The sequence below is a fragment of the Cobetia sp. PDI-12MA genome, from assembly GCF_059507695.1.
Genome location: NZ_CM183351.1, coordinates 3,750,297 through 3,775,396, shown reverse-complemented (window position 1 = coordinate 3,775,396; position 25,100 = coordinate 3,750,297). Strand labels below are relative to the sequence as shown.

Genomic DNA, 25,100 nt, shown 5'->3' with positions numbered 1-25,100 from the left:
ATGACTCCCAGATGAGGCGGCGCGCGTGGCTTTTGCCAGCGGCGCGACCTTGCGGGACAATGGCGGCCAACATGATGACAGGTGGGCCGGTGCACGGCTCAGTGATCTGAGCCAGATGTCTGGCCACAGTGTACTGGCCCCTTATCGAACCGCCAATCGAGAGATCCTTACCGCATGCAAGATCTGACTCTGGTGATGGCCCAGCTCGACCCGCTGGTCGGTGATATTCCCGGCAACACTGCGCGTGCCATCGAATCGGTGCGTGAAGCGAGTCTTGAGCACAAGGCCGATGTCGTAGTGCTGCCCGAGTTGTGTCTGACCGGCTACCCGCCGGAAGACCTGCTGCTGCGCGAGTCCATGGAATCCCGCCTCGAGGAGGCGCGCGCCCAGATGGCGAAGAAAGTCGCGCCGGGCGTGATGGTCATCGTCGGCTACCCCGGCATGCGTGACGGCAAGCGCTATAACCTGGCCGGCGTGCTCAAGGATGGTGAGTGGATCGCCGAGTATGCCAAGCAGGCCTTGCCCAACTATCAGGTCTTCGATGAGCAGCGCTACTTCACGCCGGGCACCGAGCCGTGTGTGGTCGAGTGCCGCGGCGCCCGTCTGGGCATCGTCATCTGTGAAGACCTGTGGGACGGCACGCCGGTCCGTCAGGCGCGGGATGCCGGTGCCGAGATTCTCGTCAGCCTCAACGCCTCGCCCTATCACCTGGAGAAGCCGGCCGAGCGCAATCAGCTGTTCGCCGAGCGGGCAGCCGAGGTCAATTGCCCGCTGGTCTACGTCAACCAGATCGGCGGTCAGGATGAGCTGGTCTTCGACGGGGGCTCTGCCGCCATCGATGCCGACGGCAAGACCTGCGTGCAGGCGCCGTGGTGGGATGTCGGCCTGATGCCGGTGCAGTTCCTCAAGAAGGAAGGTGGCAGCTGGGCGCCGCAGAGCGGCGAGATCGCCGAGCTGCTGTCGCCGGAAGAGTCACTCTACTGTGCACTGGTCACCGGGCTGCGTGACTACGTCAACAAGAGTGGCTTCAAGGGTGTGGTGCTGGGGCTTTCCGGGGGCATCGATTCCGGCCTGTCGCTGGCCATCGCCGTTGATGCACTGGGCGCGGACCGCGTGCACGCCGTGATGATGCCGTATCACTACACTGCGGTCATCTCCAAGGAAGACGCCGCCGAGCAGGCCAAGCTGCTGGGTGTGAATTACGAGGTGATGCCCATCGCGCCGATGGTCGAGGCCTTCACCGAGACCCTGGCGGAGAGCTTCGCCGGCAGCGAGCGCGACACCACCGAGGAGAATCTGCAGTCGCGGTGCCGTGGCGTGCTGTTGATGGCCATCTCCAACAAGAAGGGCCTGATGGTGCTGACCACCGGCAACAAGAGCGAGATGGCGGTGGGTTACGCCACGCTCTACGGCGATATGGTCGGCGGCTACAACGCGCTAAAGGATGTCTACAAGAGCTGGGTGTTCCGTCTCGCCAACTGGCGCAACACCATGGGCCCGGCGATCCCGGAGCGCGTCATCACGCGCCCGCCGTCCGCCGAGCTCGCCGAAGACCAGCTCGACAGCGATTCGCTGCCGGACTACGACACCCTGGATGCGATTCTCACCCACTACATCGAGGGTGACATGAGTGCCGAGGCGATCATCCGCTCAGGCTTCGAGGAAGAGGATGTCTATCGCGTGGTGCGTCTGGTCGACCGTACCGAGTACAAGCGTCGTCAGGCACCGGTCGGCGTGCGTGTCACGCCGCGGGGCTTCGGGCGTGATCGTCGCTACCCGATCGTCAATGGCTGGGTGGCTGGCGAATGACGGATTGCGGATTCTTTTCGCAAGACGCTGAAAGCGCCTGAATTCGACGATTCTGGCCATGCTGGCAGCACGAAAAAGCCCGTGATCGATGATCACGGGCTTTTCGATGGTGTTGCCTGCCAGTCGTCAGACCGTCAGGTCGTCAGCCTTCACGTAACGCGGCTCGAAGGTACGGCCATCCAGACGTTCATTGTCCGGATCATTCTGGATCAGCACCTTGAGCGTCTCGCTGGCACGGTCACGCAGACCGAGGCCCAGATAGCCCTCGACCATCACGGCCAGCGCGTCGCGGGTGGCAGGAGTGTTAGGGTAGTGCTCAATGACCCACTCACCACGCTTCACGGCAGCCAGATAGGCCTGCTTGCGCAGGTAGAAATCGGCTGTCTGCAGCTCGCCGCGTGCCAGTACGTTGCGCAGATAGATGATGCGCTGACGGGAATCTGCCGCGTAGGTGCTGTTGGGGAAACGACGTACCAGCTCACCGAAGTCGACGTAGGCATCGCGTGTCGCGCCCAGGTCACGCTTGGAAATATCGATCAGATCGAGGGATTCCAGGCTGAAACGGCCCGCGCTGTACGCTGCCAGTCCACGCATGTAGTAGGCATAATCGACCTGCGGGTGATCGGGGTGCAGGCGAATGAAACGGCTGGCCGCGGCGCGTGCCGCCTCCCAGTTGTCGACCTGGTAATAGGCGTAGATCAGCTCCAGCTGCGACTGTTCGGCGTAGCTGCCGAACGGGAAGCGAGTATCCAGGGCTTCAAGTTGTTGCACAGCGGAGTTGAAGCGGCTGGTATCCAGAGAAACCTGGGCCTGACGATACAGGTCCTGCTCCTGAAGATCCGGTGCCGGCTCGTTGGACGCACAGCCAGCCAGCAAGGTGCTGGCCAGGGCGAGGGCAGTCAAGGGAAGGGCGCGCATCGGTTTCCTCATCTCGGGCAATCCATGGCGGGCATGCTAGAATCCGCCGATCCGCACTCACTATAAAGCAAAGGCCCTTTCGTGCGAAACGGCCTCAGAGAGCAATATGGCAGACACCATCAACCGCGAAGAGCGGATCCCGGAGGCGATGATTGGCATGCGCCTTGATCAGGCCTGCGCCGAGATCTTCTCCGACTATTCCCGCGAGCGTCTCAAGCACTGGATCAAGACCGGTGCGCTGACCCTCGACGGTGCCGCCGTAAAACCTCGCGAGAAGGTCTATGGCGGTGAACGTCTGGCCCTGACCGCCGAGCTTGAAGAAGAAGTCAGCCACGAGCCGGAAGATATCGAGCTCGAGATCGTCTATGAAGATGACGACGTGCTGGTCATCAACAAGGAGCATGGCATGGTCGTGCACCCGGGCGCGGGTAACCACGATGGCACGCTGCTCAACGCCATCCTGCATCATTGTCCGGGCAATTCCATGATGCCGCGTGCCGGTATCGTGCATCGTCTCGACAAGGACACCAGCGGACTGATGGTGGTGGCCAAGTCATTGACCGCCCAGGCGGACCTGGTCGAGCAGCTGCAGGCCCGTACCGTGTCACGCGAGTACGATGCCGTCGTCACGGGCGTGTTGACCTCCGGTGCTACCGTGGATGCGCCCATCGGGCGTCACCCCAAGGACCGCAAGCGTCAGGCCGTTACCCACAGTGGCAAGCCGGCGGTCACCCACTTCCGCGTGGTGGAACGTTTCCGGGGCCACACCCATATCCGCTGCAAGCTGGAAACCGGGCGTACCCACCAGATTCGCGTGCACATGGCGCACCAGCGCTATCCGCTGGTTGGAGACCCGGTCTACGGCGGGCGTCTGAAGCTGCCGCCGGGGGCCAGTGACCCGCTCAAGGAGCTGCTGCGCCAGTTCCCGCGTCAGGCACTGCATGCCCGCCGTCTCGCCTTCATCCACCCGATCACGGGCAAGGAAGTCGAATTCCGCGCCGAGATGCCGGGTGACATGCTGGTGCTGATCGACTATCTCAAGGAAGACATCGCTCGCTGAGGCGGCAGGCTCGCGCGACACGCCGCACAAGGAGAGGTTATGCACGACGAGAGTCTACGCCCGACCCTGATACTGCCGGACTGGCCCGCGCCGAGCCCGGTGCAGGCCTTCGTGACCACGCGTGAGAGCGGCCCCAGCCAGGGGCCGTATGCCGGCTTCAATCCGGCGCTGCATGTGGGGGATGACCCGGCGATGGTGGCGCAGGTGCGTGAGCTTCTCGCGGCGGAGGTCGATGACGGCCGTCCGCTGGCGTGGCTGGATCAGGTGCACGGCACTCAGGTGGTGGATGCCTTCGATGTCTGCCATGCCGAGGGCCGGCCGGATGCGCCGCCACGGGCGGATGCCTGCATCAGTACCGGCACCGGGCAGGCCTGTGTGGTGATGACGGCGGACTGCCTGCCGGTGCTGTTCTGTGATCGGCAGGGCACGCGTGTCGGCGTGGCACATGCGGGTTGGCGCGGGCTGGTCGCAGGCGTGCTGGAAGCTACCATCGAGCGTCTCGGCGATGACCCCGGCGAGCTGATGGCCTGGCTGGGGCCGGCGATCTCCAATGCGCAGTTCGAGGTCGGCCCCGAGGTGCATGATGCCTTCATCGCGGACCTGCCTGAGGCCGATGATGCCTTCGAGGCCAGTCCCTACCGGCTTGGTCACTACATGTGCGACCTCTACAAGCTGGCACGTCTGCGTCTCGAGCGTGCCGGAGTCGGTCATGTCAGTGGTGGCCACTTCTGCACCGCCTCGGAGTCGCGTTTCTACTCCCACCGGCGTGATGATGGCGTGACCGGGCGCCTCGCCACGGTGATCTGGCTGCGCTGAGGCGCCGAGCAGAAATCACTGTCCAGGGGCCTGGTCTGCGCATTCCACAAGCTCGACATTCAGTACCCACAAACGCCCCGTTGACCTGATGTCCCAGGTTGGCGGGGCGTTTCTGTGTGTGGCAAAGGTGATGGCCGGCGGGGCGGGAAACTGACCTGGATCAGGCAAATGGCACAACATGCTGCAGTGCGGCGAATCCTGCCTTGAAAGCCGTGCGCCAGTCCCCATCTTGAGAGTCAGATACGAAAAGTTACAGGCGAAGCTCCTGAGAAAAGGAGTACCGCCATGACTCTCAGGAGACAGCACCATGCGCATCGACAAACTGACCAGCAAGCTGCAGAACGCTCTGGCGGATGCCCAGTCGCTCGCCGTCGGGCGAGGCCACAATGAAATTCACCCGCAGCATCTGCTGCTGGCCCTGCTTGAAGACCGCGATGGCGGTCTCAAGGCACTGGTCAACAAGGCGGGCGGCGATGCCACCAGTCTGATGAGTGGTCTCAAGCGCCAGCTGGATGACCTGCCGACCGTGTCCCAGTTCGACGGCAATGTCGCGCCCTCGCAGGCCCTCGGCAAGCTTCTGAATCTGGCCGATCGCGAAGCGCAGAAGCGCGGCGATCAATACATCGCCTCCGAGCTCGCGCTGTTGGCCGCGCTGGAGCTGGGCGGTGATCTCGGCAAGCTGTTCACCTCCTCGGGCATCAAGAAGCCCGCCCTGACCTCCGCCATCGATGCACTGCGCGGTGGCGAAGCCGTGGGCGATGCCGATGCCGAGAACAATCGCGAAGCGCTCAACAAGTACACCCTGGATCTCACCGAACGCGCACGGGATGGCAAGCTCGATCCGGTGATCGGGCGTGACGAGGAAATTCGTCGCACGATCCAGGTGCTGCAGCGCCGCACCAAGAACAACCCGGTATTGATCGGTGAACCTGGTGTCGGCAAGACCGCCATCGTCGAGGGGCTGGCCAGCCGTATCGTCAATGGCGAGGTGCCGGAAGGTCTCAAGAACAAGCGCGTGCTGTCTCTCGACATGGGCTCGTTGCTGGCGGGGGCCAAGTTCCGCGGCGAATTCGAGGAGCGCCTCAAGTCGGTGCTGAAGGAGCTGGCGCAGGAAGAAGGCCAGGTCATCCTGTTCATCGACGAGCTGCACACCATGGTCGGCGCGGGCAAGGCCGAAGGCGCGATGGACGCCGGCAACATGCTCAAGCCGGCGCTGGCGCGCGGCGAGCTGCACTGTGTCGGTGCCACCACGCTTGACGAGTATCGCCAGTACATCGAGAAGGATGCCGCACTCGAGCGCCGCTTCCAGAAGGTGCAGGTCGACCAGCCCAGCGAGGAAGACACCATCGCCATCCTGCGTGGCCTGAAGGAGCGCTACGAGGTACACCACGGGGTCGACATCACCGACAGCGCCATCATCGCCGCTGCACGCCTGTCCTCGCGTTACATCACGGACCGCCAGCTGCCGGACAAGGCGATCGATCTGATCGATGAAGCCGCGTCACGCATCCGCATGGAGCTGGATTCCAAGCCGGAGGAGATGGACCGTCTCGATCGCCGCCTGATCCAGCTCAAGATGGAGCGGGAAGCGCTCAAGAAGGAGACCGACGAGGCGGCGCTCAAGCGCCTCGGCGCGCTTGAGGACCAGATCTCGGAGCTGGAGCGTGAATACGCCGACCTCGATGAAGTCTGGAAGGCCGAGAAGTCCAGCATCCAGGGCGCGGCCCAGTTCAAGGCGGAGCTGGAACAGGCGCGTATCGATCTGGAGCAGGCGCGTCGTGCCGGCGACCTCAGCCGTATGTCGGAACTGCAATACGGCGTGATCCCGGGGCTCGAGAAGCAGATCAGCGAAGCCGGCGAAGGCGAGGCGGATACCTCTGCTCACGTGCTGCTGCGCTCCAATGTCACTGAGGAAGAGATTGCTGAGGTCGTCTCGCGCTGGACCGGCATCCCGGTCGCCAAGATGCTCGAAGGCGAGCGTGACAAGCTGCTGCGCATGGAAGAGGCGCTGCACGAGAAGGTGATCGGTCAGGACGAGGCGGTGATCGCGGTGTCCAATGCGGTGCGTCGCTCACGCGCGGGGCTGTCGGATCCGAATCGTCCCAACGGCTCTTTCCTGTTCCTTGGCCCGACCGGCGTCGGCAAGACGGAGCTCTGCAAGTCACTGGCCAGCTTCCTGTTCGACACCGAAGAGGCGATGGTGCGCATCGACATGTCCGAGTTCATGGAGAAGCACTCCGTGGCTCGTTTGATCGGCGCGCCTCCCGGCTATGTCGGGTATGAAGAGGGCGGCTATCTGACCGAGGCCGTGCGCCGCAAGCCATACTCCGTGCTGCTGCTCGACGAGGTCGAGAAGGCACACCCGGATGTCTTCAACATCCTGCTGCAGGTGCTGGAAGATGGCCGTCTGACCGATGGCCAGGGGCGTACCGTCGATTTCCGCAACACCGTGATCGTGATGACCTCCAACCTGGGCTCGGAAATGATTCAGCGCATGAGCGGCCTCAATGGCGAGCTGGCGGAAGACGATGGCAGTACGGAAAGTGCCGACGAGCGTGCCGAGCGCAAGGCGGCCTTCCAGTACGACGACATGAAGACGGCGGTGATGGAAGTCGTCGGCAATCACTTCCGACCGGAGCTGATCAACCGCATCGACGAAGTGGTCGTGTTCCACGCGCTGGGGCAGGCGCAGATTGCTTCCATCGCGGGCATCCAGCTTGAACGTCTCAAGGCGCGTCTGGCCGATCGCGATCTCGGCTTCGATATCACCGATGCCGCGATGGCGCTGCTGGCCAAGGCAGGCTTCGATCCGGTCTATGGCGCTCGTCCGCTCAAGCGCGCCATCCAGAGTCGTATCGAGAACCCGCTGGCCCAGGCGCTGCTGGGTGGCGACTTCGTGCCCGGTGATGTGATCCGTGTCGACGAAGAGGGCGGGGAACTGACCTTCACGCGCTGAAACGTGTGCCCGTGAGCGCCGCCCCACCGTGACGAAAACGCCCTTCCGCTTGCGGAGGGGCGTTTTCGTGTCTGCCGTCCGAACGCAAATAGACAACCCAGCGTGAGGTAGGCTGAAATTCACGAAGCAGAAAATTGCGATTTTATGGCTGTTGGTGAGGTTTTGCGCACGCTTATGGCCGGATTCGTTGTTACCGGTGTGGCATTTGGCGCAGGCGGCGCACACTGGCGTAAGGTTGAGTTGACAGCCACTTGCGGCTGTTGGACTCTTGACCATTCCTGATTGCGGGCGCGGCCATTCGGGCGACCCTCGAAGCGCCGCGTGAAGGACAGACGCTGAGTCGCTGTCCGCCTGTCAAAGGATACGCCGGTCCGGGTACGCCAACCGTACCGACCGGCCATCAGCCCCGACCGCATCCAACCGATGCGACAAGAGTGCAGGCCCTAACCGGGCCGCAGACGCCAGGGTTTGGCATCAGGTGCCGCAATTTCTGCGGTAGCGACATTCAGGTCGCACTCGATCCGGCTTGCGCATTGCCGCCGGACGCACTCGAGACCTCCAGGGGAGAATAACCAAGTGGAATTGCTTTCCGGCGCTGACATGATCGCCCGCGCCCTGCACGACGAGGGCGTGGAATATATTTACGGCTACCCCGGTGGAGCGGCGCTGCATATCTATGACGCCCTGTTCCGCCAGGACAAGGTCCAGCACATTCTGGTCCGTCACGAGCAGGCCGCGACCCACGCCGCCGATGGTTACGCGCGCGCCTCCGGCAAGCCGGGTGTGGTGCTGGTCACCTCAGGCCCGGGCGCGACCAATGCCGTCACCGGTATCGCCACGGCCTACATGGACTCGATTCCCATGGTCGTGCTGTGTGGCCAGGTCGCCAGTCACCTGATCGGTGAAGACGCCTTCCAGGAAACCGACATCGTCGGTGTGACTCGCCCGATCGTGAAGCACAGCTTCTCGATCAAGCATCCGAGCGAGATTCCCGAGGTGATCAAGAAGGCCTTCTATCTGGCTTCCAGTGGTCGCCCGGGGCCGGTCGTCATCGATATCCCGAAGGACATGACCGCCCCGACCGAACGCTATGAGTACAGCTACCCCAAAAAGGTACGCATGCGCTCCTATAGCCCGGTCACCCGCGGCCACAGTGGTCAGATCAAGAAAGCCGTCGAATTGATGCTCAAGGCACGTCGCCCGCTGTTCTTCACCGGTGGTGGCGTGGTGTCCGGGCGTGCCAGCGAAGCGCTGACTGATCTGGTACGCCGCCTCAACTTCCCGATCACCACTTCGCTGATGGGCATCGGTGCCTACCCGCAGGGGGATCGGCAGTGCCTGGGCTGGCCCGGCATGCACGGCTCCTACGAGTCGAACAATGCCATGCACCACGCCGATCTGATCATCTGCATCGGTGCGCGCTTCGATGACCGCGTGACCAACAACACCTCGAAGTTCTGCCCGACGGCCAAGATCATCCACGTCGACATCGACCCGAGCTCGGTCTCCAAGACCGTGCGCGCCGATGTGCCGATCGTCGGTCCGGCCGATGCCGTGATCAACGAGATGATCAGCCTGGTGCAGGGCCGTGAGCTGGCCAATCCTGACGCACTGGAGGCCTGGTGGTCCCAGATCGATGGCTGGCGTGCCGAGCGTGAAGGCAAGCTGTATGAGCCGTCCGCCCCGGGCGAGCCGCTCAAGCCGCAGCAGGTGGTGGAAGCCGTGCACCGTGCGACGCGTGGCGAAGCCTTCGTCGCCACTGATGTCGGTCAGCACCAGATGTTCGCCGCCCAGTACTACAAGTTCCAGCGCCCCAACCGCTGGATCACCTCCGGTGGTCTGGGCACCATGGGCTTCGGCTTCCCGGCGGCCATGGGCATCAAGATGTCCTACCCGGAAGACGATGTGGTGCTGTTCACCGGTGAAGGCAGCTTCCAGATGATGATGCAGGAGTTCTCGACCTGTAAGCAGTACGGGATCGGGGTCAAGATCATCAACCTCAACAACCAGTCGCTGGGCATGGTGCGTCAGTGGCAGGACCTGAACTACAAGTCCCGTCACTCGCATTCCTATATGGAGTCGCTGCCTGACTTCGTGCAGCTGGCCGGCGCCTATGGCTTCCGGGCCATCAAGGTGCACACGGTGGAGGAGCTCGAGCCTGCGCTGGAAGACGCCTTCCGCAACAAGGACGAGCTGGTGTTCCTCGACATCTATGTCGACCCGCGTGAACACGTCTATCCGATGCAGGTGCCTCTCGGCTCCATGCGTGACATGCTGCTTACGAAGACGGAGCGGACCTGATGCGCCATATCATCTCCATTCTGATGGAAAACGAACCGGGCGCGCTGTCACGGGTCGTCGGCCTGTTTTCACAGCGCAACTTCAACATCGAGACCCTCAACGTGGCCCCGACCGAAGACGCGACCCTGTCCCGTCTGACCGTCACCACGGTCGGCGAGGATCGCGTCATCGAGCAGATCACCAAGCACCTCAACAAGCTGGTGGATGTGGTCAAGCTGGTGGATCTCACCGAGGGTAGCCACATCGAGCGCGAGCTGATGCTGGTCAAGGTCAAGGCGTTGGGTGCCCAGCGTGACGAGATCAAGCGCACGGCGGACATCTTCCGTGCCCAGATCGTCGACATCACGCCGAGCCTCTACACCATCCAGATCACCGGCGACGGTGGCAAGCTGGATGCCTTCCTGGCGGCGATGCAGCCGGTAGGCGTGCTGGAAGTGGCGCGTACCGGTGTCTCCGGCATTGCCCGCGGTGAGAAGGTATTGAGCCTGTAAGACGGTGGTGGTGGAAACGCAAGTCAAGAACGGCGCCCCTCGGGGCGCCGTTTTCGTTGCTGCGCCATTTTCGTTGGCTCGCTACCAGGTATCAGTCAGCGGGGCGCTGCGGCGAGCCGGGCAGTTGCTCCCACAATGCGCGCACCAGCGGGTGACGCAGGCGTTTTTCCTGTACGCACAGGCCGACCTTGTAGGGGGTCAGCGGCGGATCGACATCGAGAATGCGCACCTGATCGGCCAGCGGCGAATTGTCGAGCACGATCTGTGGCACCACGCCGATCCCGAAGCCTAGCCCGACCATGCTGACGATGGCCTCGTTGCCGGCGACCTGGGCATATAGGCGAGGCTTGATGCCACGCTCATGGCACCAGGCATCGAAGCGCTCACGCGCCAGGCCGGTCTCCGACAAGATCATCGGCACGCGGGTCCAGTCGATGTGGTCATCACTCGCCGCCGAATCGTCCGCCTCGTCGATGCCTTCCAGCTGATGGCCGGGGCCATCACGGCGCGGGGCAATGAAGCGCAGCGGCGACTCGGCGAAGTCGGTGAAGGCTAGTCGGGAAGGCAGCACGTCGGGGCGCGCGGCGATCGCCAGGTCCTCGTGGCCCATCAGGACGCGTTCCAATGCCACGGCGGGGTCGCCGGTATGCAGCTTGAGCTCTACATGCGGATGGCGGGCACGGAAGGTGGCCAGAATCTCATACAGGAAGCTGTAGCTGGCTGTCACCGAGCAATACAGGGAGAGCTCGCCGCGCAGTTCATCGCTGTCTTCCAGCAGTGACTGGCGAATGTCATCCCATTGACTCAGGAGTTCGCGAGCATGACGACGGAAGCGTTCACCCGCCGGTGTCAGCGCGACGCTGCGGTTGTCGCGCTCGAACAGGCTGACGCCCAGCTCTTCTTCCATGGCCCGGATGGCCCGTGACAGTGCAGAGGCGCTCAGGTGGCAGGCTGTGCTGGCGCGCCCGAAATGCAGCGTTTCGGCGAGGGTCAGGAATTGCTTGAGTTGGCGATTGTCCATGCCGGAGTCCGCTGTCGGTGAGTGCTGAAGGGAGAAATGGCTTGTGTTGCGTATTGCGGCATATGATGGTGCAAATATAGCATTTTACGCAATGCTTGGGTGCAGGTAAGGTGGACTCATCGCCGCGCAGGAGGAGGACGGCAGACCTTGATTCAAGGCGCACGACCTCCCGGGGACGCAGAGCGGCCGAGACAGATGGCCGTCGGCGCTGGACACTGTCATACGCCTTTCCCTCGCGGGAAGGGTCGCAAGAACAACAGACACTCTTTCAAGATCTCACGCCATCCCGCTGACGGGGTGAGCCGCCAGGAGCAATGACGATGAAACTCTATTACGACAAGGATTGTGACCTCTCCCTCATCCAGGGCAAGAAAGTGGTCATCCTCGGTTATGGTTCCCAGGGCCACGCCCACGCGAACAACCTGAAGGAATCCGGCGTCGACGTCACCGTAGCCCTGCGTCGCTCTTCCTCCAGCTGGGCCAAGGCCGAAGCGGCTGGCCTGAAGGTTGCTGAAGTCGAGGAAGCGGTCAAGGCTGCCGACCTGGTCATGATTCTGGCGCCGGACGAGAACCAGAAGGCCATCTACGAGAACCAGGTGGAACCGAACCTGAAGCAGGGCGCGACCCTGGCCTTCGCTCACGGCTTCAACGTCCACTACAACCAGGTCGTGCCGCGTGCTGACCTCGACGTCATCATGATCGCGCCGAAGGCACCGGGTCACACCGTGCGTTCCGAGTTCGTGAAGGGCGGCGGTATCCCGGACCTGATCGCCATCCACCAGGATGCGACTGGCCAGGCCAAGGACATCGCACTGTCCTACGCGGCAGGCGTCGGCGGCGGCCGTACCGGCATCATCGAGACCACCTTCAAGGACGAGACCGAAACCGATCTGTTTGGCGAGCAGGCTGTCCTGTGTGGTGGCGCGGTCGAGCTGGTCAAGATGGGCTTCGAGACCCTGACCGAAGCGGGCTACGCGCCGGAAATGGCCTACTTCGAGTGCCTGCACGAGCTCAAGCTGATCGTCGACCTGATGTACGAAGGCGGCATCGCCAACATGAACTACTCCATCTCCAACAACGCGGAGTATGGCGAGTATGTGACCGGCACCGAAGTCATCAACGAGCAGTCCCGTGTCGCCATGCGCAATGCGCTCAAGCGCATCCAGAGCGGTGAATACGCCAAGATGTTCATCCAGGAAGGCAACACCAACTACCCGTCCATGACGGCCCGTCGTCGCCAGAACGCCGAGCATCCGATCGAGCAGACTGGTGAGAAGCTGCGCGGCATGATGCCGTGGATCACTGCCAACCAGCTGGTCGACAAGTCACGCAACTGATCCTGACTATTGGATCCGGCGTGAAATGAGCGGGGCGCTCTCCATCAGGAGGGCGCCCCGCTTGCGTTGTTGCTCTATAAGCGCTATCGAATGGGGGAGGGAAGTGACAGTCGACGGTGAGGCCGCTAGGGTGTCACCACTATTCGCGCTCACTGGCAGGTGTAGAATGTGGTTACCCTGCCACGACGAGGCATGATGCAAGGAATCCCATGACTGACGAAAATCGACATCCCGGCGCAGACGAAGTCCCCGAAGCACAGACACGCCGCAGCAGTTCAGTGCTGGACAAGGTAGTGGAGGAGTTCACCGACGACAGCGAAGTCGTGGAAGAAGCCATCGAGGACGGCAAGCCCGTTCGTCGGCGTGGCATCTATCTGCTGCCCAACCTGTTCACCACCTCCGCGCTGTTCTCCGGCTTCTTCGCTGTGGTGTGCGCGCTGAACGGGGAGTTTGCCAACGCCTCCATCGCCATCTTCGTCTCGATGGTGCTCGACGGCCTGGACGGTCGTGTGGCGCGCCTGACCAACACCCAGAGCGCCTTCGGTGCCGAGTACGACAGCCTCGCGGACATGCTGTCCTTCGGCGTGGCGCCGGCGCTGGTCACCTTCAGCTGGATTCTGCAGGATGTCGGCAAGATCGGCTGGATCGCCGCCTTCGTCTACGTGGCAGGCGCTGCACTGCGTCTGGCGCGCTTCAATGTCCAGATCGGCTCCACCGACAAGAAGTGGTTCATCGGTCTGCCGAGTCCGGCAGCGGCGGCACTCGTGGCCGGCTGCGTATGGACCATGCACAACTTCGACGCCGAGACCTTCGCCTTCAAGTCGCTGATGGTCTTCGTGGTCGCGGCTGCCGGTATCCTGATGGTGTCGAACATCCGCTACTACAGCTTCAAGGAAATCGACCTCAAGGGGCCGGTGCCCTTCGTGGCGCTGCTCGCCATCGTGCTGGCCTTCGTGGTCATCTCGCTGGAGCCGTCCGTGATGCTGCTGGGCCTGTTCGGTTGCTATGTCGCCAGTGGCCCGATCATGGCGCTGGGGCGCAAGCTGCGCGGCAACAAGTAAGCGTCAGCTGCCAGCAGTGTGATGATCGATATTCGGCCCCGCCATTCTTGGCGGGGCCGAATGCGTTGCTGGCCAAGGGAAGATGTCAGCAAGCAAAAACGAGGCAAGAGCAAGAAGATGAAGAGAGACAAGATCGAGGAGAGAAGAGAAGGGCTGAGCGGAGATGTCATCTGCATGTCCCGAGAATGACAATCTCTTGAAAAAGCCCTTGCCCTCACGGCGGTTCGTGCGTAAAGTACGCATCCGCTGCCGGGGACGCATGGCGTTACCAGCGGTGAAAGAGGTTTGCAGGTGATTGTTTTGCTTGATGTTTTTGAAGCACGCTTCGAAATCATCGATTGACAATCCCGGGCGATTCGCTAGAATGCGCCGCACTCCTTACGGGACAGGTGATCGGGCAACGCTCCTCACCGCTTGATGATGCTTAGAGGCAGTCGATTGACTCATCATCAAGTGCTTGACTTCTCAAGCGTTCCGGGTAGAATGTGCCTCCTCGCTTCACAGCGATGCTCTTTAAAAATTTGATCAGGTAATTCGTGTGAGCGCTTGCCGATGAGTGGTGACAAGGTCGCCAAATATCGGAGCAAGCCTCTCACGAGAAGTTTGACTCTGAACCAAGTTTGGTCTGCTTAACAGACTATCAAGCTTTCAACTGAAGAGTTTGATCATGGCTCAGATTGAACGCTGGCGGCAGGCTTAACACATGCAAGTCGAGCGGAAACGATCCTAGCTTGCTAGGAGGCGTCGAGCGGCGGACGGGTGAGTAATGCATGGGAATCTGCCCGATAGTGGGGGACAACCTGGGGAAACTCAGGCTAATACCGCATACGTCCTACGGGAGAAAGCAGGGGATCTTCGGACCTTGCGCTATCGGATGAGCCCATGTCGGATTAGCTTGTTGGTGAGGTAACGGCTCACCAAGGCGACGATCCGTAGCTGGTCTGAGAGGATGATCAGCCACACTGGGACTGAGACACGGCCCAGACTCCTACGGGAGGCAGCAGTGGGGAATATTGGACAATGGGCGAAAGCCTGATCCAGCCATGCCGCGTGTGTGAAGAAGGCCTTCGGGTTGTAAAGCACTTTCAGCGAGGAAGAACGCCTCGGGATTAATACTCCCGAGGAAAGACATCACTCGCAGAAGAAGCACCGGCTAACTCCGTGCCAGCAGCCGCGGTAATACGGAGGGTGCAAGCGTTAATCGGAATTACTGGGCGTAAAGCGCGCGTAGGTGGCTAAGTCAGCCAGGTGTGAAAGCCCCGGGCTCAACCTGGGAACGGCATCTGGAACTGCTTGGCTAGAGTGCAGGAGAGGAAGGTAGAATTCCCGGTGTAGCGGTGAAATGCGTAGAGATCGGGAGGAATACCAGTGGCGAAGGCGGCCTTCTGGACTGACACTGACACTGAGGTGCGAAAGCGTGGGTAGCAAACAGGATTAGATACCCTGGTAGTCCACGCCGTAAACGATGTCAACTAGCCGTTGGGTCCCTTGAGGACTTAGTGGCGCAGCTAACGCAATAAGTTGACCGCCTGGGGAGTACGGCCGCAAGGTTAAAACTCAAATGAATTGACGGGGGCCCGCACAAGCGGTGGAGCATGTGGTTTAATTCGATGCAACGCGAAGAACCTTACCTACCCTTGACATCCAGAGGACTTTCCAGAGATGGATTGGTGCCTTCGGGAACTCTGAGACAGGTGCTGCATGGCTGTCGTCAGCTCGTGTTGTGAAATGTTGGGTTAAGTCCCGTAACGAGCGCAACCCCTATCCTTATTTGCCAGCGAGTAATGTCGGGAACTCTAAGGAGACTGCCGGTGACAAACCGGAGGAAGGTGGGGACGACGTCAAGTCATCATGGCCCTTACGGGTAGGGCTACACACGTGCTACAATGGCAAGTACAAAGGGTTGCAATACGGCGACGTGGAGCCAATCCCATAAAGCTTGCCTCAGTCCGGATTGGAGTCTGCAACTCGACTCCATGAAGTCGGAATCGCTAGTAATCGTGGATCAGAATGCCACGGTGAATACGTTCCCGGGCCTTGTACACACCGCCCGTCACACCATGGGAGTGGACTGCACCAGAAGTGGTTAGCCTAACCTTCGGGAGGGCGATCACCACGGTGTGGTTCATGACTGGGGTGAAGTCGTAACAAGGTAGCCCTAGGGGAACCTGGGGCTGGATCACCTCCTTATCGACACTGTCTATCGCTCGCGGCAAGTGCTCACAACGAATTACCTGATCTTATTGCTGGCTTAGCCGGCAGTGGCAAGCGTGCTCAATAGAGCGCGCTTCTCACTGTTCTCTGAACAGCCGCTCTTTAACAATGTGAATCATGCTGACGATGGAATGTGCGCCAAGCACATCTCCATCAACACGATATGTCGGAGAGGTCCGACAGATTCGTAATCCTTGACAGACCCCTTGGGGTTATATGGTCAAGCGATTAAGCGCATACGGTGGATGCCTTGGCAGCCAGAGGCGATGAAGGACGTGATAGCCTGCGATAAGCGTTGGCGAGGTGGCAAATACCCTGCGACCCAACGATTTCCGAATGGGGAAACCCACTCACCATCAGGTGAGTATCTATAGGCCAATACATAACCTATAGAGGCAAACCCGGGGAACTGAAACATCTAAGTACCCGGAGGAAAAGAAATCAACCGAGATTCTCCAAGTAGCGGCGAGCGAACGGGGACCAGCCCTTAAGCGTGACAACTGACAGACGAACAGGCTGGGAAGCCTGACGATACAGGGTGATAGTCCCGTAGTCGAAGTCTGAGTCACGTGAAATCGAGTAGGTCGGGGCACGAGAAACCTTGACTGAACATGGGGGGACCATCCTCCAAGGCTAAATACTCCTGGCTGACCGATAGTGAACCAGTACCGTGAGGGAAAGGCGAAAAGAACCCCGGCGAGGGGAGTGAAATAGATCCTGAAACCGTATGCGTACAAGCAGTGGGAGCACCTTCGTGGTGTGACCGCGTACCTTTTGTATAATGGGTCAGCGACTTATATTCTGTGGCGAGCTTAACCGTATAGGGGAGGCGTAGGGAAACCGAGTCTTAACTGGGCGACCAGTCGCAGGGTATAGACCCGAAACCGGGCGATCTATCCATGGCCAGGGTGAAGATTGAGTAACATCAATTGGAGGCCCGAACCCAAGTATGTTGAAAAATGCTGGGATGAGCTGTGGATCGGAGTGAAAGGCTAATCAAGCCCGGAGATAGCTGGTTCTCCTCGAAAGCTATTTAGGTAGCGCCTCACGTATCACCGCTGGGGGTAGAGCACTGTTTCGGCTAGGGGGTCATCCCGACTTACCAACCCGAGGCAAACTCCGAATACCAGTGAGTGCAGCGTGGGAGACACACAGCGGGTGCTAACGTCCGTTGTGAAAAGGGAAACAACCCAGACCGTCAGCTAAGGTCCCAAAATCCTGATTAAGTGGGAAACGATGTGGGAAGGCTCAGACAGCTAGGAGGTTGGCTTAGAAGCAGCCATCCTTTAAAGAAAGCGTAATAGCTCACTAGTCGAGTCGGCCTGCGCGGAAGATATAACGGGGCTAAATCAGGTACCGAAGCTACGGGTTCATCCTCTGGATGAGCGGTAGAGGAGCGTCGTGTAAGCCAATGAAGGTGGATTGAGAAGTCTGCTGGAGGTATCACGAGTGCGAATGCTGACATGAGTAACGATAAGGGGAGTGAAAAACTCCCCCGCCGGAAGACCAAGGTTTTCTGTTCTACGTTAATCGGAGCAGAGTGAGTCGGCCCCTAAGGCGAGGCGGAAACGCGTAGTCGATGGGAAACGGGTTAATATTCCCGTACCGGATGTGGTTGCGATGGGGGGACGAAGAAGGCTAGGTGAGCCAGGCGTTGGTTGTCCTGGTGAAAGCATGTAGGCCGAGGAATCAGGCAAATCCGGTTCCTCTGAGGTCGAGATGCGAGACGAACTGACCACGGTCAGGAAGTCATCGATGCCACGCTTCCAGGAAAAGCCTCTAAGCTTCAGATCACATGCGACCGTACCCCAAACCGACACAGGTGGTCAGGTAGAGAATACCAAGGCGCTTGAGAGAACTCGGGTGAAGGAACTAGGCAAAATGGCACCGTAACTTCGGGAGAAGGTGCACCGGTTCGAGTGAAGGACTTGCTCCGTAAGCTCCTACCGGTCGAAGATACCAGGTGGCTGCAACTGTTTATTAAAAACACAGCACTCTGCAAACGCGCAAGCGGACGTATAGGGTGTGACGCCTGCCCGGTGCCGGAAGGTTAATTGATGGGGTTAGGATTCGTCCGAAGCTCTTGATCGAAGCCCCGGTAAACGGCGGCCGTAACTATAACGGTCCTAAGGTAGCGAAATTCCTTGTCGGGTAAGTTCCGACCTGCACGAATGGCGTAATGATGGCCACGCTGTCTCCACCCGAGACTCAGTGAAATTGAAATCGCAGTGAAGATGCTGTGTACCCGCGGCTAGACGGAAAGACCCCGTGAACCTTTACTATAGCTTTACACTGGATGCTGATGTTGTCTGTGTAGGATAGCTGGGAGGCTTTGAAACCGCGTCGCCAGATGCGGTGGAGCCAACCTTGAAATACCAGCCTGACATCATTGGCGTTCTAACTCAGGTCCGTCATCCGGATCGAGGACAGTGTATGGTGGGTAGTTTGACTGGGGCGGTCTCCTCCTAAAGAGTAACGGAGGAGCACGAAGGTACCCTCAGCACGGTTGGAAATCGTGCATTGAGTGCAAGAGCATAAGGGTGCTTGACTGCGAGACAGACACGTCGAGCAGGTACGAAAGTAGGTTCTAGTGATCCGGTGGTTCTGTATGGAAGGGCCATCGCTCAACGGATAAAAGGTACTCCGGGGATAACAGGCTGATACCGCCCAAGAGTTCACATCGACGGCGGTGTTTGGCACCTCGATGTCGGCTCATCACATCCTGGGGCTGAAGTCGGTCCCAAGGGTATGGCTGTTCGCCATTTAAAGTGGTACGCGAGCTGGGTTTAGAACGTCGTGAGACAGTTCGGTCCCTATCTGCCGTGGGCGTCGGAAGTTTGAGAAGAGCTGCTCCTAGTACGAGAGGACCGGAGTGGACGAACCTCTGGTGTTCGGGTTGTCATGCCAATGGCATTGCCCGGTAGCTACGTTCGGACGGGATAACCGCTGAAGGCATCTAAGCGGGAAGCCCCCTTCAAGATGAGACTTCCCTGAGGCCTTGCGCCTCCTGAAGGGCCCTTGAAGACTACAAGGTTGATAGGCTGGGTGTGGAAGCACAGCAATGTGTTGAGCTAACCAGTACTAATTGCCCGTGAGGCTTGACCATATAACACCCAAGGGGTTTGCTCCGGCAAACCGCCGGGATTGCGACAGGATCGACGACATATCGGTCAGCATGATTCATATTGCGAGTCGCGAGGCCACAAGCCTCGGGACTCAGGCATCGCAAGATGCCACCGTTTCGCCTGACGACCATAGCGAGCGTGAACCACCCGATCCCATGCCGAACTCGGAAGTGAAACCGCTTAGCGCCGATGGTAGTGTGGAGTTTCTCCATGTGAGAGTAGGTCATCGTCAGGCACTTATACTGAACCGCCCCTGCAGCCTTGCTGCAGGGGCGGTTCTCTTTGTGCGCAGGAAAAGTGGGCTCAGGAAAGAATGCGGCTAGAACAGTTTCTCCCTGCAAGAGTCGCGGATGGCCGCCCCGATCCTCGTCAGGCACTTATACTGAACCGCCCTGTAGCCTTGCTGCAGGGGCGGTTCAGTATGTGACAGAGCGTAGAAGCGCAACCAGTCCTGCTGATGAAGGGAAGCGCGCAGGGATCCGCCTGTGGACAACCGGAACATGGGAGTGGCACCTGAATTACCCACAAGGGCTTGTCGAGCATGAAGAGTTTCCAGGGGCAGGCAACTCTTGCTGGAATCCTGGGTACAGCTGGCTGATGGTGGGAGCTGATCAGGCGTCGCGGGTTCTGCACCTCAGTGTTGCGCATGTTTTATGCGATCAGGCTGAACTAAAGCGCTATTGGCGACTCTGAGTATGTGAGTTTCGACGTTCCCTTGCTTAGAAACTTGTCTGTGCTATCCCATCAGCAGACTTTTTGCGATCTGGCGCTCCTGCCTTGCAGTCGAGCAGCCTATCCGCCGGTCACTTCCCCAGTGGCCGGTTTTTTTATGCCTGCCATTCGGGGCGGTGCCTTTGTGGTCTTCGGCGAACTGTTGCGAAGCCTCCGGTGATCTTCTGCAGCGAGACACAAAAAAAGCGGCCGGATGAGTGATCATCCGGCCGCCTTGGCATCTGATGTGGCCCTCACGGAATGAAGGTCATGTCAGTGAGAGGAGCGTCTTAGCTGTTCTGCTCGATGCCCTGGATGTGCCAGTCGGCGCCATCGCGCAGCTCACGGACCAGGTGCCAAGTCTCGTTGAACTCGTTCTGCTCGCCATTTTCATCCAGCACGCCGTGGAACAGGACCGTTGCTTCCGCCTGCTTGCCAATCTCCTGCACGCTGCCCAGTTCAGCAAACAGACGCACGATCTCGGTACGGTTGTTGGCCGGTTGCTGAGCGCGCTCTTCACGCAGCAGATTGTAGAGCTCTGGCGTGACGTACTCCTGAATGCGCGGCAGGTCATTGTTGTCCCAGGCGCGCTGCAGGGTCATGAAGTGTTCCTTAGCACCGCCGAGGAACTGCTCCTTGTCGAACCAGGCCGGTTCGCTGGTCGGGGCGCCGCCTGTCAGGCCTGCCCCGATACCACCGGCAGGAGCCAGCGACTCGCCTTGCGGTTGATGCGCTTCACGCGCCTGCACATTGCGGGGCTGGTCATCGTGGCGTGTAGAGGTACCACCACCGCTACCTGCCGGCCCGCCGCTCGCCATGGCGGCCTTCTTGCGCGCGCTGAGGAACTTGAAGGCAATGAAGGCGATCACCGCGATGATCAGGAAGTCTGTCATGCGCAGACCATCGAAGGCGCCGCCGAAGAACAGCGATGCCAGCAAACCGCCTGCCAGCAGGCCTGCCATAGGCCCGGCAAACTTGGACAAGCCGCTGGAGGGCTTGGACTTCGCTGCAGTGCTGCTGTTGGTGGCCTTGTTGCTGCCGAACAGTGAGCTGGAGGATTTTCCGCTGTCAGCGGAGCGTGAGTAGCTACCGAAACTCTTGCCGCCGCCGAGGCGCTTGGCCTCTGCGTGTTCGACGCTCAGACCGAAGCCGAGCAAGCCGACCATCAGCATGATGAACAGATGGCGCATGTGGGATCTCCTTGGATGCGCTAGCGTGTAAGTGGAAGCTCCATTCTAGCCTTAGAATCGTCGTGGGAGGACCAATGGACGACGAAAAGTCTCAACATCTGATGGCGAGGCGATCATTGTTGTTGCTGATCGATTTCCAGGCTCGCCTGATGCCGGTTCTGAATGGCGGAACCGAAGCCATCAACAGTGCCATCTGGCTGGGCGGAATCGCCCAGGCGCTGGAAATTCCCGTCTGGCTGACCGAGCATTGCCCCGACAAGCTAGGCGCAAGTGCCCCGATGACGCACCTGTTGAGCGAACGCACACGCTGCTTCACCAAGCGCAGTTTCAGTGCGCTGGATGCGCAGGACTTTTGCAAGGCATTGGAGCAGAGTGGCTGTGACCAGTTGGTGGTGTGTGGTGCCGAGGCGCATGTCTGTGTGATGCAGACCGTGCTGTCCCTATGCGGCGCAGGCTATCGAGTGGCGTTGGTCGCCGATGGGATCGCCAGTCGCCGCCCGCGGGAGGCGGCGCTGGGAGTGGCCCGCTGCGAGGCCGCGGGCGCCAGTATCGTCAGTGCCGAGATGGTGGCGTATGAATGGCTTGGGTGTGCAGACCACGTCCTGTTCGGCGATATTCATCGCCGTTACTTCAAACCGCGCGCCGCGGAACACCTGACTTTCCCGGGGCTGGGGGGGTGAGGCGTGAAGTGCCTGCCATCACGTATCAGGCGCGTGCCGCGTCGGCCTCACTGCGCGTGAAGACCAGCGTATCGACCTCGGAGGCGGCATTGGAGAAGCGGTAACCGGCTACGTCGAAGTCCTTGAGGTCTTCGGCTGTCTCGATATCGTGCTTGAGCATCCAGGCGCTCATCAGGCCGCGTGCACGCTTGGCGTAGAAGCTGATGATCTTGGACTGGCCATTCTTCTCGTCCTTGAAGACCGGCGTCACGATGCGATGGCGGAACGCCTTGGCATCGATGGCCTTGAAGTATTCATTGGAGGCCAGGTTGACCAGTATCGGTGTGCCACTCTCTTCGACGGCCTGTTCCAGTGCCGGTGTCAGTGTCTTGCGCCAGTAGGCATACAGATCCTTGCCGGCTGGATTGCTCAGACGCGTCCCCATCTCGAGGCGGTATGGCTGGATAAGATCCAGCGGGCGCAGCAGTCCATAGAGGCCGGAGAGAATGCGCAGCTTGTGTTGTGCGCGTTCGAAGTCTTCCTCGCTGAACGTCTCTGCCGCCATGCCCTGATAGACATCCCCCTGGAAGGCCAGTACTGCCTGCTTGGCATTCTCCGGCGTGAAGGGCGGCTGCCATTCCTGGAAGCGAGCGGCATTGAGGCCGGCCAGCTTGTCGGAGAGCTTCATCAGGCTTGCGATGTCCTGCGGCGACTGCTCGCGCAGGATGTCGATCAGTGGTTGAGCCTGCTCGAGAAAATCGGGTTGGCTATGACGGGAGGTCACGGGGGCGCTGTCGAAATCCAGCGATTTGGCGGGCGAAATCACACTCAGCATGTAGACCTCCAGGCAGGGAAAGGTCTCAGTATATCAGGCAGACAAGATGGCCCCGAGTCCGTCAGGACTATCGGGGCCATAGATTGCACTGCGTGACGCCAGAGGCATCAATAGCGGCGGATCAGGAAGACCCCCGCGAACAGCAGCAGGACGCCTGCCACGCGCCCCAGCGAAAGATCATGCTGCGGGAAGGTCGCCCAGCCGAAGTGGTCCAGCACTACCGAGGCCGTCAGCTGCCCCGCCAGGAAGGTGGCCATCATGGTGGCAGCGCCCAGCTTGGGGACCAGTATCACGCTGGCCGCGACGAAGAAGGCACCCAACAGACCGCCGGTCCAGCTCCACCAGGGGGCCGCCTTGAGGGCGCCGACGCCCGGCATGGGCAGGCGCATGGCCAGCACGATGACGACGAGCGCGATCGAGCCGACCACGAAGCTGACCATGGCAGCCATGAGCGAGCTGTGAGTCTGCAGGGCCAGTGTGGAGTTGACGCCAGCTTGAATCGGCATCATGGCACCGGCGGCGACAGCCATGAGGATCATGCTCAATTCAGCGAGATTCATGAGGGGTCCTTGGTCACGAGCAGGCCGGTCATGATGGCCGGCCTGTCGGGGGTTGTGTATCCGCTACGGGTCAGAGGTGATTCAGGGACACGGGTTGGGCGCGGTGTTGTGGATCATCTCGATCTCGGCCAGCACTTCTTCGCTCAGCTCCACCTCGAGGCTTTTGATGTTGCTTTCCAGCTGGGTCATCGTCGTGGCACCGATGATGTTGCTGGTCAGGAACGGACGAGTGTTGACGAAGGCAAGGGCCATCTGGGCCGGATTCAGGCCGTGACGGCGGGCGATGTCCACGTAGCAGGCGATGACGTGCTGAGCCGGCTCGGCGTTGTAGCGCTGGAAACGCTCGAACAGCGTCAGGCGAGCGCCTTGTGGACGGGCACCGTCCAGATACTTGCCGGACAGGGTGCCGAAGGCCAGCGGCGAGTAGGCCAGCAGGCCGACATCTTCACGGTGCGCAAACTCGGCCAGGCCCACTTCGAAGCTGCGGTTGACCAGGTTGTACGGGTTCTGGACGCTGGCCACGCGCGGCAGATTCAGACGCTCGGCCAGGTTCAGGCACTGCATCACGCCCCACGGCGTCTCGTTGGACAGGCCCACGGCGCGGATCTTGCCGGCGGTGACCAGCTCGCCGAGGGCTGACAGGCTTTCCTCCAGCGGCGTCATGTCTTCATCTTCGGTCGGCTGGTAGCCCAGCTTGCCGAAGAAGTTGGTCTTGCGGTCCGGCCAATGCAGCTGATAGAGATCGATGTAATCGGTGCCCAGACGACGCAGGTTGTCGTCACAGGCGGCGATGATCTGCTCACGCGTCAGGCGTGAACCACCGCGCAGGTAATCCATGCCCGGGCCGGTGACCTTGGTGGCGATCTTGACCTGATCACGATTGCCGCGTGCCGCCAGCCAGCTGCCGATGTATTCCTCGGTACGGCCCTGGGTCTCGCCATTCGGGGGCACCGGGTACATCTCGGCGGTATCGATGAAGTCGATGCCAGCGTCGAGCGCGCGGTCCAGCTGCTGGTGGGCATCGGCTTCGCTGTTCTGCTCGCCGAAGGTCATGGTGCCAAGGCATAGCAGACTGACGTCGATGCCAGTACGGCCAAGAGCTCTACGTTGCATGCAGGATCCCCTTATCGGGTAGGTGTCAATGTAGCGGGCAGGACGAGTGCTTCCAGCACGCGCGTGGCGCGTGGTTCGCGCGCGTACTTTATCCCAAGGATGGCGCACATATTAGCAGCGTAACAAAAACCCACAAGGCGGGCTTGAGTCCCCCCGATTGCGCGAGTATGCTTGGCGCCCCGCTGTCAGGGGAGCAGTCTTTCTAGGCCGCCCGCAAGGGCAAACTGACAGTGTTGGCAAGGAGAATAGCGTCGCGGGCTCAGGATCGGGCCAGGACACGGCGTCACCCCTCTTATTCTGTATCAAGGTTACTCGTCATGCCGCAGGCCCCAACCCTGATGACTGGACTGAAATACCGCCTGGCGGAGCGTCTGTTCCACGCCTCCTGGCTGTCCGGCTCTCAGCAGAAGCATCGTCTGACCATGCGTCTGTTCAATCACTGCGCCAACGCCGGTCACACCGGTGCGTTGTCATTGTACGGGCACATGCTGTTCCAGCGCGGCAACTCCGCTCAGGAAAAGGCCAAGGGCGCGCGTTTCGTCATCAAGGCCGCGCAGGCCGGTGACGTGCATGCCCAGTATCAGGCGGCGCGTATCTATGAGTATGGCTGTGCCCAGTATCAGAGCGATCCGGCCAAGGCCGTGACCTGGTACGCGCGTGCGGCCGAGTGCCGCCATGCTCTCGCGGCCCAGCGCCTGGCGCGAGCCTATCGTGAAGGTTCCCTTGGCCTGGCGGTCTGCCCGCACAAGGCCGAGCAGTGGGAAGCCCACGCCCGCACGGGTGGTGAGGCAGACCTGCACTGAGCTGATGTACTGATCGGATGCACCAGCTGCTGTACTGCCCTCGCTGCCACTGACAACGCCCTCTTCGTGAGGGCGTTGTCGTCTCTGGCCTTCCCGGGCGCGTCTCTTGAACGTGATGCC

The 25,100-nt window shown here is 60.6% G+C and carries 17 protein-coding genes and 3 rRNA genes; 13 read left to right on the top strand and 7 right to left on the bottom strand.

Annotated elements, in window-relative coordinates; genetic code table 11:
- Positions 1 to 174 precede the first annotated feature (174 nt).
- Positions 175 to 1,809 carry an NAD+ synthase gene (locus AC5WNI_RS15930; RefSeq protein WP_175090350.1) on the top strand — a complete coding sequence of 545 codons (1,635 nt, stop codon included), beginning with the start codon at positions 175 to 177 and terminating at the stop codon, positions 1,807 to 1,809.
- A gap of 126 nt (positions 1,810 to 1,935) precedes the next feature.
- Here AC5WNI_RS15930 and AC5WNI_RS15925 read toward each other — a convergent pair whose 3' ends face one another.
- Entirely contained in the window at positions 1,936 to 2,739 is an 804-nt protein-coding gene (locus tag AC5WNI_RS15925; RefSeq protein ID WP_054556941.1) for an outer membrane protein assembly factor BamD, read from the bottom strand.
- Between the two features lie 94 nt (positions 2,740 to 2,833).
- On the opposite strand from AC5WNI_RS15925, the gene rluD reads away from it, so the two are divergent.
- The 5 genes from rluD to ilvN all read left to right on the top strand — a co-directional run bounded on the left by rluD (position 2,834) and on the right by ilvN (position 10,351).
- On the top strand, positions 2,834 to 3,787 hold the full coding sequence (rluD, locus tag AC5WNI_RS15920) for a 23S rRNA pseudouridine(1911/1915/1917) synthase RluD (protein ID WP_054556942.1): 954 nt from the start codon (positions 2,834 to 2,836) through the stop codon (positions 3,785 to 3,787).
- Positions 3,788 to 3,826: 39 nt separating this feature from the next.
- Positions 3,827 to 4,603, top strand: coding sequence for a peptidoglycan editing factor PgeF (gene pgeF, locus AC5WNI_RS15915; RefSeq protein WP_175090351.1), 777 nt, complete (start codon positions 3,827 to 3,829; stop codon positions 4,601 to 4,603).
- 307 nt (positions 4,604 to 4,910) lie between these two features.
- Positions 4,911 to 7,559 (top strand): ATP-dependent chaperone ClpB, encoded by a 2,649-nt coding sequence (gene clpB / locus AC5WNI_RS15910; RefSeq protein ID WP_175090352.1) that lies wholly within the window; start codon positions 4,911 to 4,913, stop codon positions 7,557 to 7,559.
- A gap of 576 nt (positions 7,560 to 8,135) precedes the next feature.
- Entirely contained in the window at positions 8,136 to 9,860 is a 1,725-nt protein-coding gene (locus AC5WNI_RS15905) for an acetolactate synthase 3 large subunit (protein WP_175090353.1), read from the top strand.
- Positions 9,860 to 10,351 (top strand): acetolactate synthase small subunit, encoded by a 492-nt coding sequence (gene ilvN, locus AC5WNI_RS15900; RefSeq protein ID WP_043337227.1) that lies wholly within the window; start codon positions 9,860 to 9,862, stop codon positions 10,349 to 10,351. Before AC5WNI_RS15905 ends, ilvN begins: the two co-directional genes overlap by 1 nt.
- Before the next feature lie 91 nt (positions 10,352 to 10,442).
- Here ilvN and ilvY read toward each other — a convergent pair whose 3' ends face one another.
- Positions 10,443 to 11,372 (bottom strand): HTH-type transcriptional activator IlvY, encoded by a 930-nt coding sequence (gene ilvY / locus AC5WNI_RS15895; protein WP_175090354.1) that lies wholly within the window; start codon positions 11,370 to 11,372, stop codon positions 10,443 to 10,445.
- 320 nt (positions 11,373 to 11,692) lie between these two features.
- Here ilvY and ilvC point away from each other — a divergent pair, with 320 nt between their 5' ends.
- Positions 11,693 to 12,709, top strand: coding sequence for a ketol-acid reductoisomerase (ilvC, locus tag AC5WNI_RS15890; RefSeq protein ID WP_043337232.1), 1,017 nt, complete (start codon positions 11,693 to 11,695; stop codon positions 12,707 to 12,709).
- A 209-nt stretch (positions 12,710 to 12,918) separates the two neighbouring features.
- A complete protein-coding gene (gene pssA / locus AC5WNI_RS15885; protein WP_175090355.1) occupies positions 12,919 to 13,770 on the top strand; it encodes a CDP-diacylglycerol--serine O-phosphatidyltransferase in 852 nt (283 codons plus the stop codon).
- Positions 13,771 to 13,773: 3 nt separating this feature from the next.
- Here the strand turns inward: pssA and AC5WNI_RS15880 are convergent, their stop codons facing one another.
- Positions 13,774 to 14,115 carry a hypothetical protein gene (locus AC5WNI_RS15880; RefSeq protein WP_282627960.1) on the bottom strand — a complete coding sequence of 114 codons (342 nt, stop codon included), beginning with the start codon at positions 14,113 to 14,115 and terminating at the stop codon, positions 13,774 to 13,776.
- A 304-nt stretch (positions 14,116 to 14,419) separates the two neighbouring features.
- Here AC5WNI_RS15880 and AC5WNI_RS15875 point away from each other — a divergent pair.
- The 3 genes from AC5WNI_RS15875 to rrf all read left to right on the top strand — a co-directional run bounded on the left by AC5WNI_RS15875 (position 14,420) and on the right by rrf (position 19,344).
- Positions 14,420 to 15,960 (top strand): 16S ribosomal RNA (locus AC5WNI_RS15875).
- A gap of 242 nt (positions 15,961 to 16,202) precedes the next feature.
- A 23S ribosomal RNA gene (locus AC5WNI_RS15870) occupies positions 16,203 to 19,090 on the top strand.
- Positions 19,091 to 19,228: 138 nt separating this feature from the next.
- Positions 19,229 to 19,344: ribosomal RNA gene (gene rrf, locus AC5WNI_RS15865) — 5S ribosomal RNA — on the top strand.
- Together the 16S, 23S and 5S rRNA genes form the textbook arrangement of a ribosomal RNA operon.
- Positions 19,345 to 20,110: 766 nt before the next feature.
- Here the strand turns inward: rrf and AC5WNI_RS15860 are convergent.
- Positions 20,111 to 21,010: a Tim44 domain-containing protein gene (locus tag AC5WNI_RS15860; protein ID WP_175090769.1), complete on the bottom strand. Its 900-nt coding sequence runs from the start codon at positions 21,008 to 21,010 to the stop codon at positions 20,111 to 20,113.
- Positions 21,011 to 21,084: 74 nt separating this feature from the next.
- Between AC5WNI_RS15860 and AC5WNI_RS15855 the strand changes: the two genes are divergently transcribed.
- Entirely contained in the window at positions 21,085 to 21,690 is a 606-nt protein-coding gene (locus tag AC5WNI_RS15855) for an isochorismatase family protein (protein ID WP_254627233.1), read from the top strand.
- Positions 21,691 to 21,715: 25 nt separating this feature from the next.
- Here the strand turns inward: AC5WNI_RS15855 and yaaA are convergent, their stop codons facing one another.
- The 3 genes from yaaA to AC5WNI_RS15840 all read right to left on the bottom strand — a co-directional run bounded on the left by yaaA (position 21,716) and on the right by AC5WNI_RS15840 (position 24,177).
- A complete protein-coding gene (gene yaaA, locus AC5WNI_RS15850; RefSeq protein WP_285461967.1) occupies positions 21,716 to 22,504 on the bottom strand; it encodes a peroxide stress protein YaaA in 789 nt (262 codons plus the stop codon).
- 107 nt (positions 22,505 to 22,611) lie between these two features.
- A complete protein-coding gene (locus tag AC5WNI_RS15845; protein ID WP_175090767.1) occupies positions 22,612 to 23,064 on the bottom strand; it encodes a DMT family transporter in 453 nt (150 codons plus the stop codon).
- Positions 23,065 to 23,145: 81 nt separating this feature from the next.
- Complete coding sequence (locus AC5WNI_RS15840) at positions 23,146 to 24,177, bottom strand: NADP(H)-dependent aldo-keto reductase (RefSeq protein WP_175090766.1); 1,032 nt, start codon at positions 24,175 to 24,177, stop codon at positions 23,146 to 23,148.
- 317 nt (positions 24,178 to 24,494) lie between these two features.
- On the opposite strand from AC5WNI_RS15840, the gene AC5WNI_RS15835 reads away from it, so the two are divergent.
- Positions 24,495 to 24,980 carry a tetratricopeptide repeat protein gene (locus AC5WNI_RS15835; protein ID WP_043336560.1) on the top strand — a complete coding sequence of 162 codons (486 nt, stop codon included), beginning with the start codon at positions 24,495 to 24,497 and terminating at the stop codon, positions 24,978 to 24,980.
- Positions 24,981 to 25,100 lie beyond the last annotated feature (120 nt).

Excerpts from the sequence above, each read along its gene's own strand:
- ilvC (WP_043337232.1), top strand. The coding sequence starts at position 11,693 with ATGAAACTCTATTACGACAAGGATTGTGACCTCTCCCTCATCCAGGGC.
- yaaA (WP_285461967.1), bottom strand. The coding sequence starts at position 22,504 with ATGCTGAGTGTGATTTCGCCCGCCAAATCGCTGGATTTCGACAGCGCC.
- AC5WNI_RS15840 (WP_175090766.1), bottom strand. The coding sequence starts at position 24,177 with ATGCAACGTAGAGCTCTTGGCCGTACTGGCATCGACGTCAGTCTGCTA.
- AC5WNI_RS15855 (WP_254627233.1), top strand. The coding sequence starts at position 21,085 with ATGGACGACGAAAAGTCTCAACATCTGATGGCGAGGCGATCATTGTTG.
- clpB (WP_175090352.1), top strand. The coding sequence starts at position 4,911 with ATGCGCATCGACAAACTGACCAGCAAGCTGCAGAACGCTCTGGCGGAT.
- pssA (WP_175090355.1), top strand. The coding sequence starts at position 12,919 with ATGACTGACGAAAATCGACATCCCGGCGCAGACGAAGTCCCCGAAGCA.
- AC5WNI_RS15925 (WP_054556941.1), bottom strand. The coding sequence starts at position 2,739 with ATGAGGAAACCGATGCGCGCCCTTCCCTTGACTGCCCTCGCCCTGGCC.
- AC5WNI_RS15845 (WP_175090767.1), bottom strand. The coding sequence starts at position 23,064 with ATGAATCTCGCTGAATTGAGCATGATCCTCATGGCTGTCGCCGCCGGT.
- AC5WNI_RS15860 (WP_175090769.1), bottom strand. The coding sequence starts at position 21,010 with ATGCGCCATCTGTTCATCATGCTGATGGTCGGCTTGCTCGGCTTCGGT.
- rluD (WP_054556942.1), top strand. The coding sequence starts at position 2,834 with ATGGCAGACACCATCAACCGCGAAGAGCGGATCCCGGAGGCGATGATT.
- ilvN (WP_043337227.1), top strand. The coding sequence starts at position 9,860 with ATGCGCCATATCATCTCCATTCTGATGGAAAACGAACCGGGCGCGCTG.
- pgeF (WP_175090351.1), top strand. The coding sequence starts at position 3,827 with ATGCACGACGAGAGTCTACGCCCGACCCTGATACTGCCGGACTGGCCC.
- AC5WNI_RS15835 (WP_043336560.1), top strand. The coding sequence starts at position 24,495 with ATGCCGCAGGCCCCAACCCTGATGACTGGACTGAAATACCGCCTGGCG.
- ilvY (WP_175090354.1), bottom strand. The coding sequence starts at position 11,372 with ATGGACAATCGCCAACTCAAGCAATTCCTGACCCTCGCCGAAACGCTG.
- AC5WNI_RS15930 (WP_175090350.1), top strand. The coding sequence starts at position 175 with ATGCAAGATCTGACTCTGGTGATGGCCCAGCTCGACCCGCTGGTCGGT.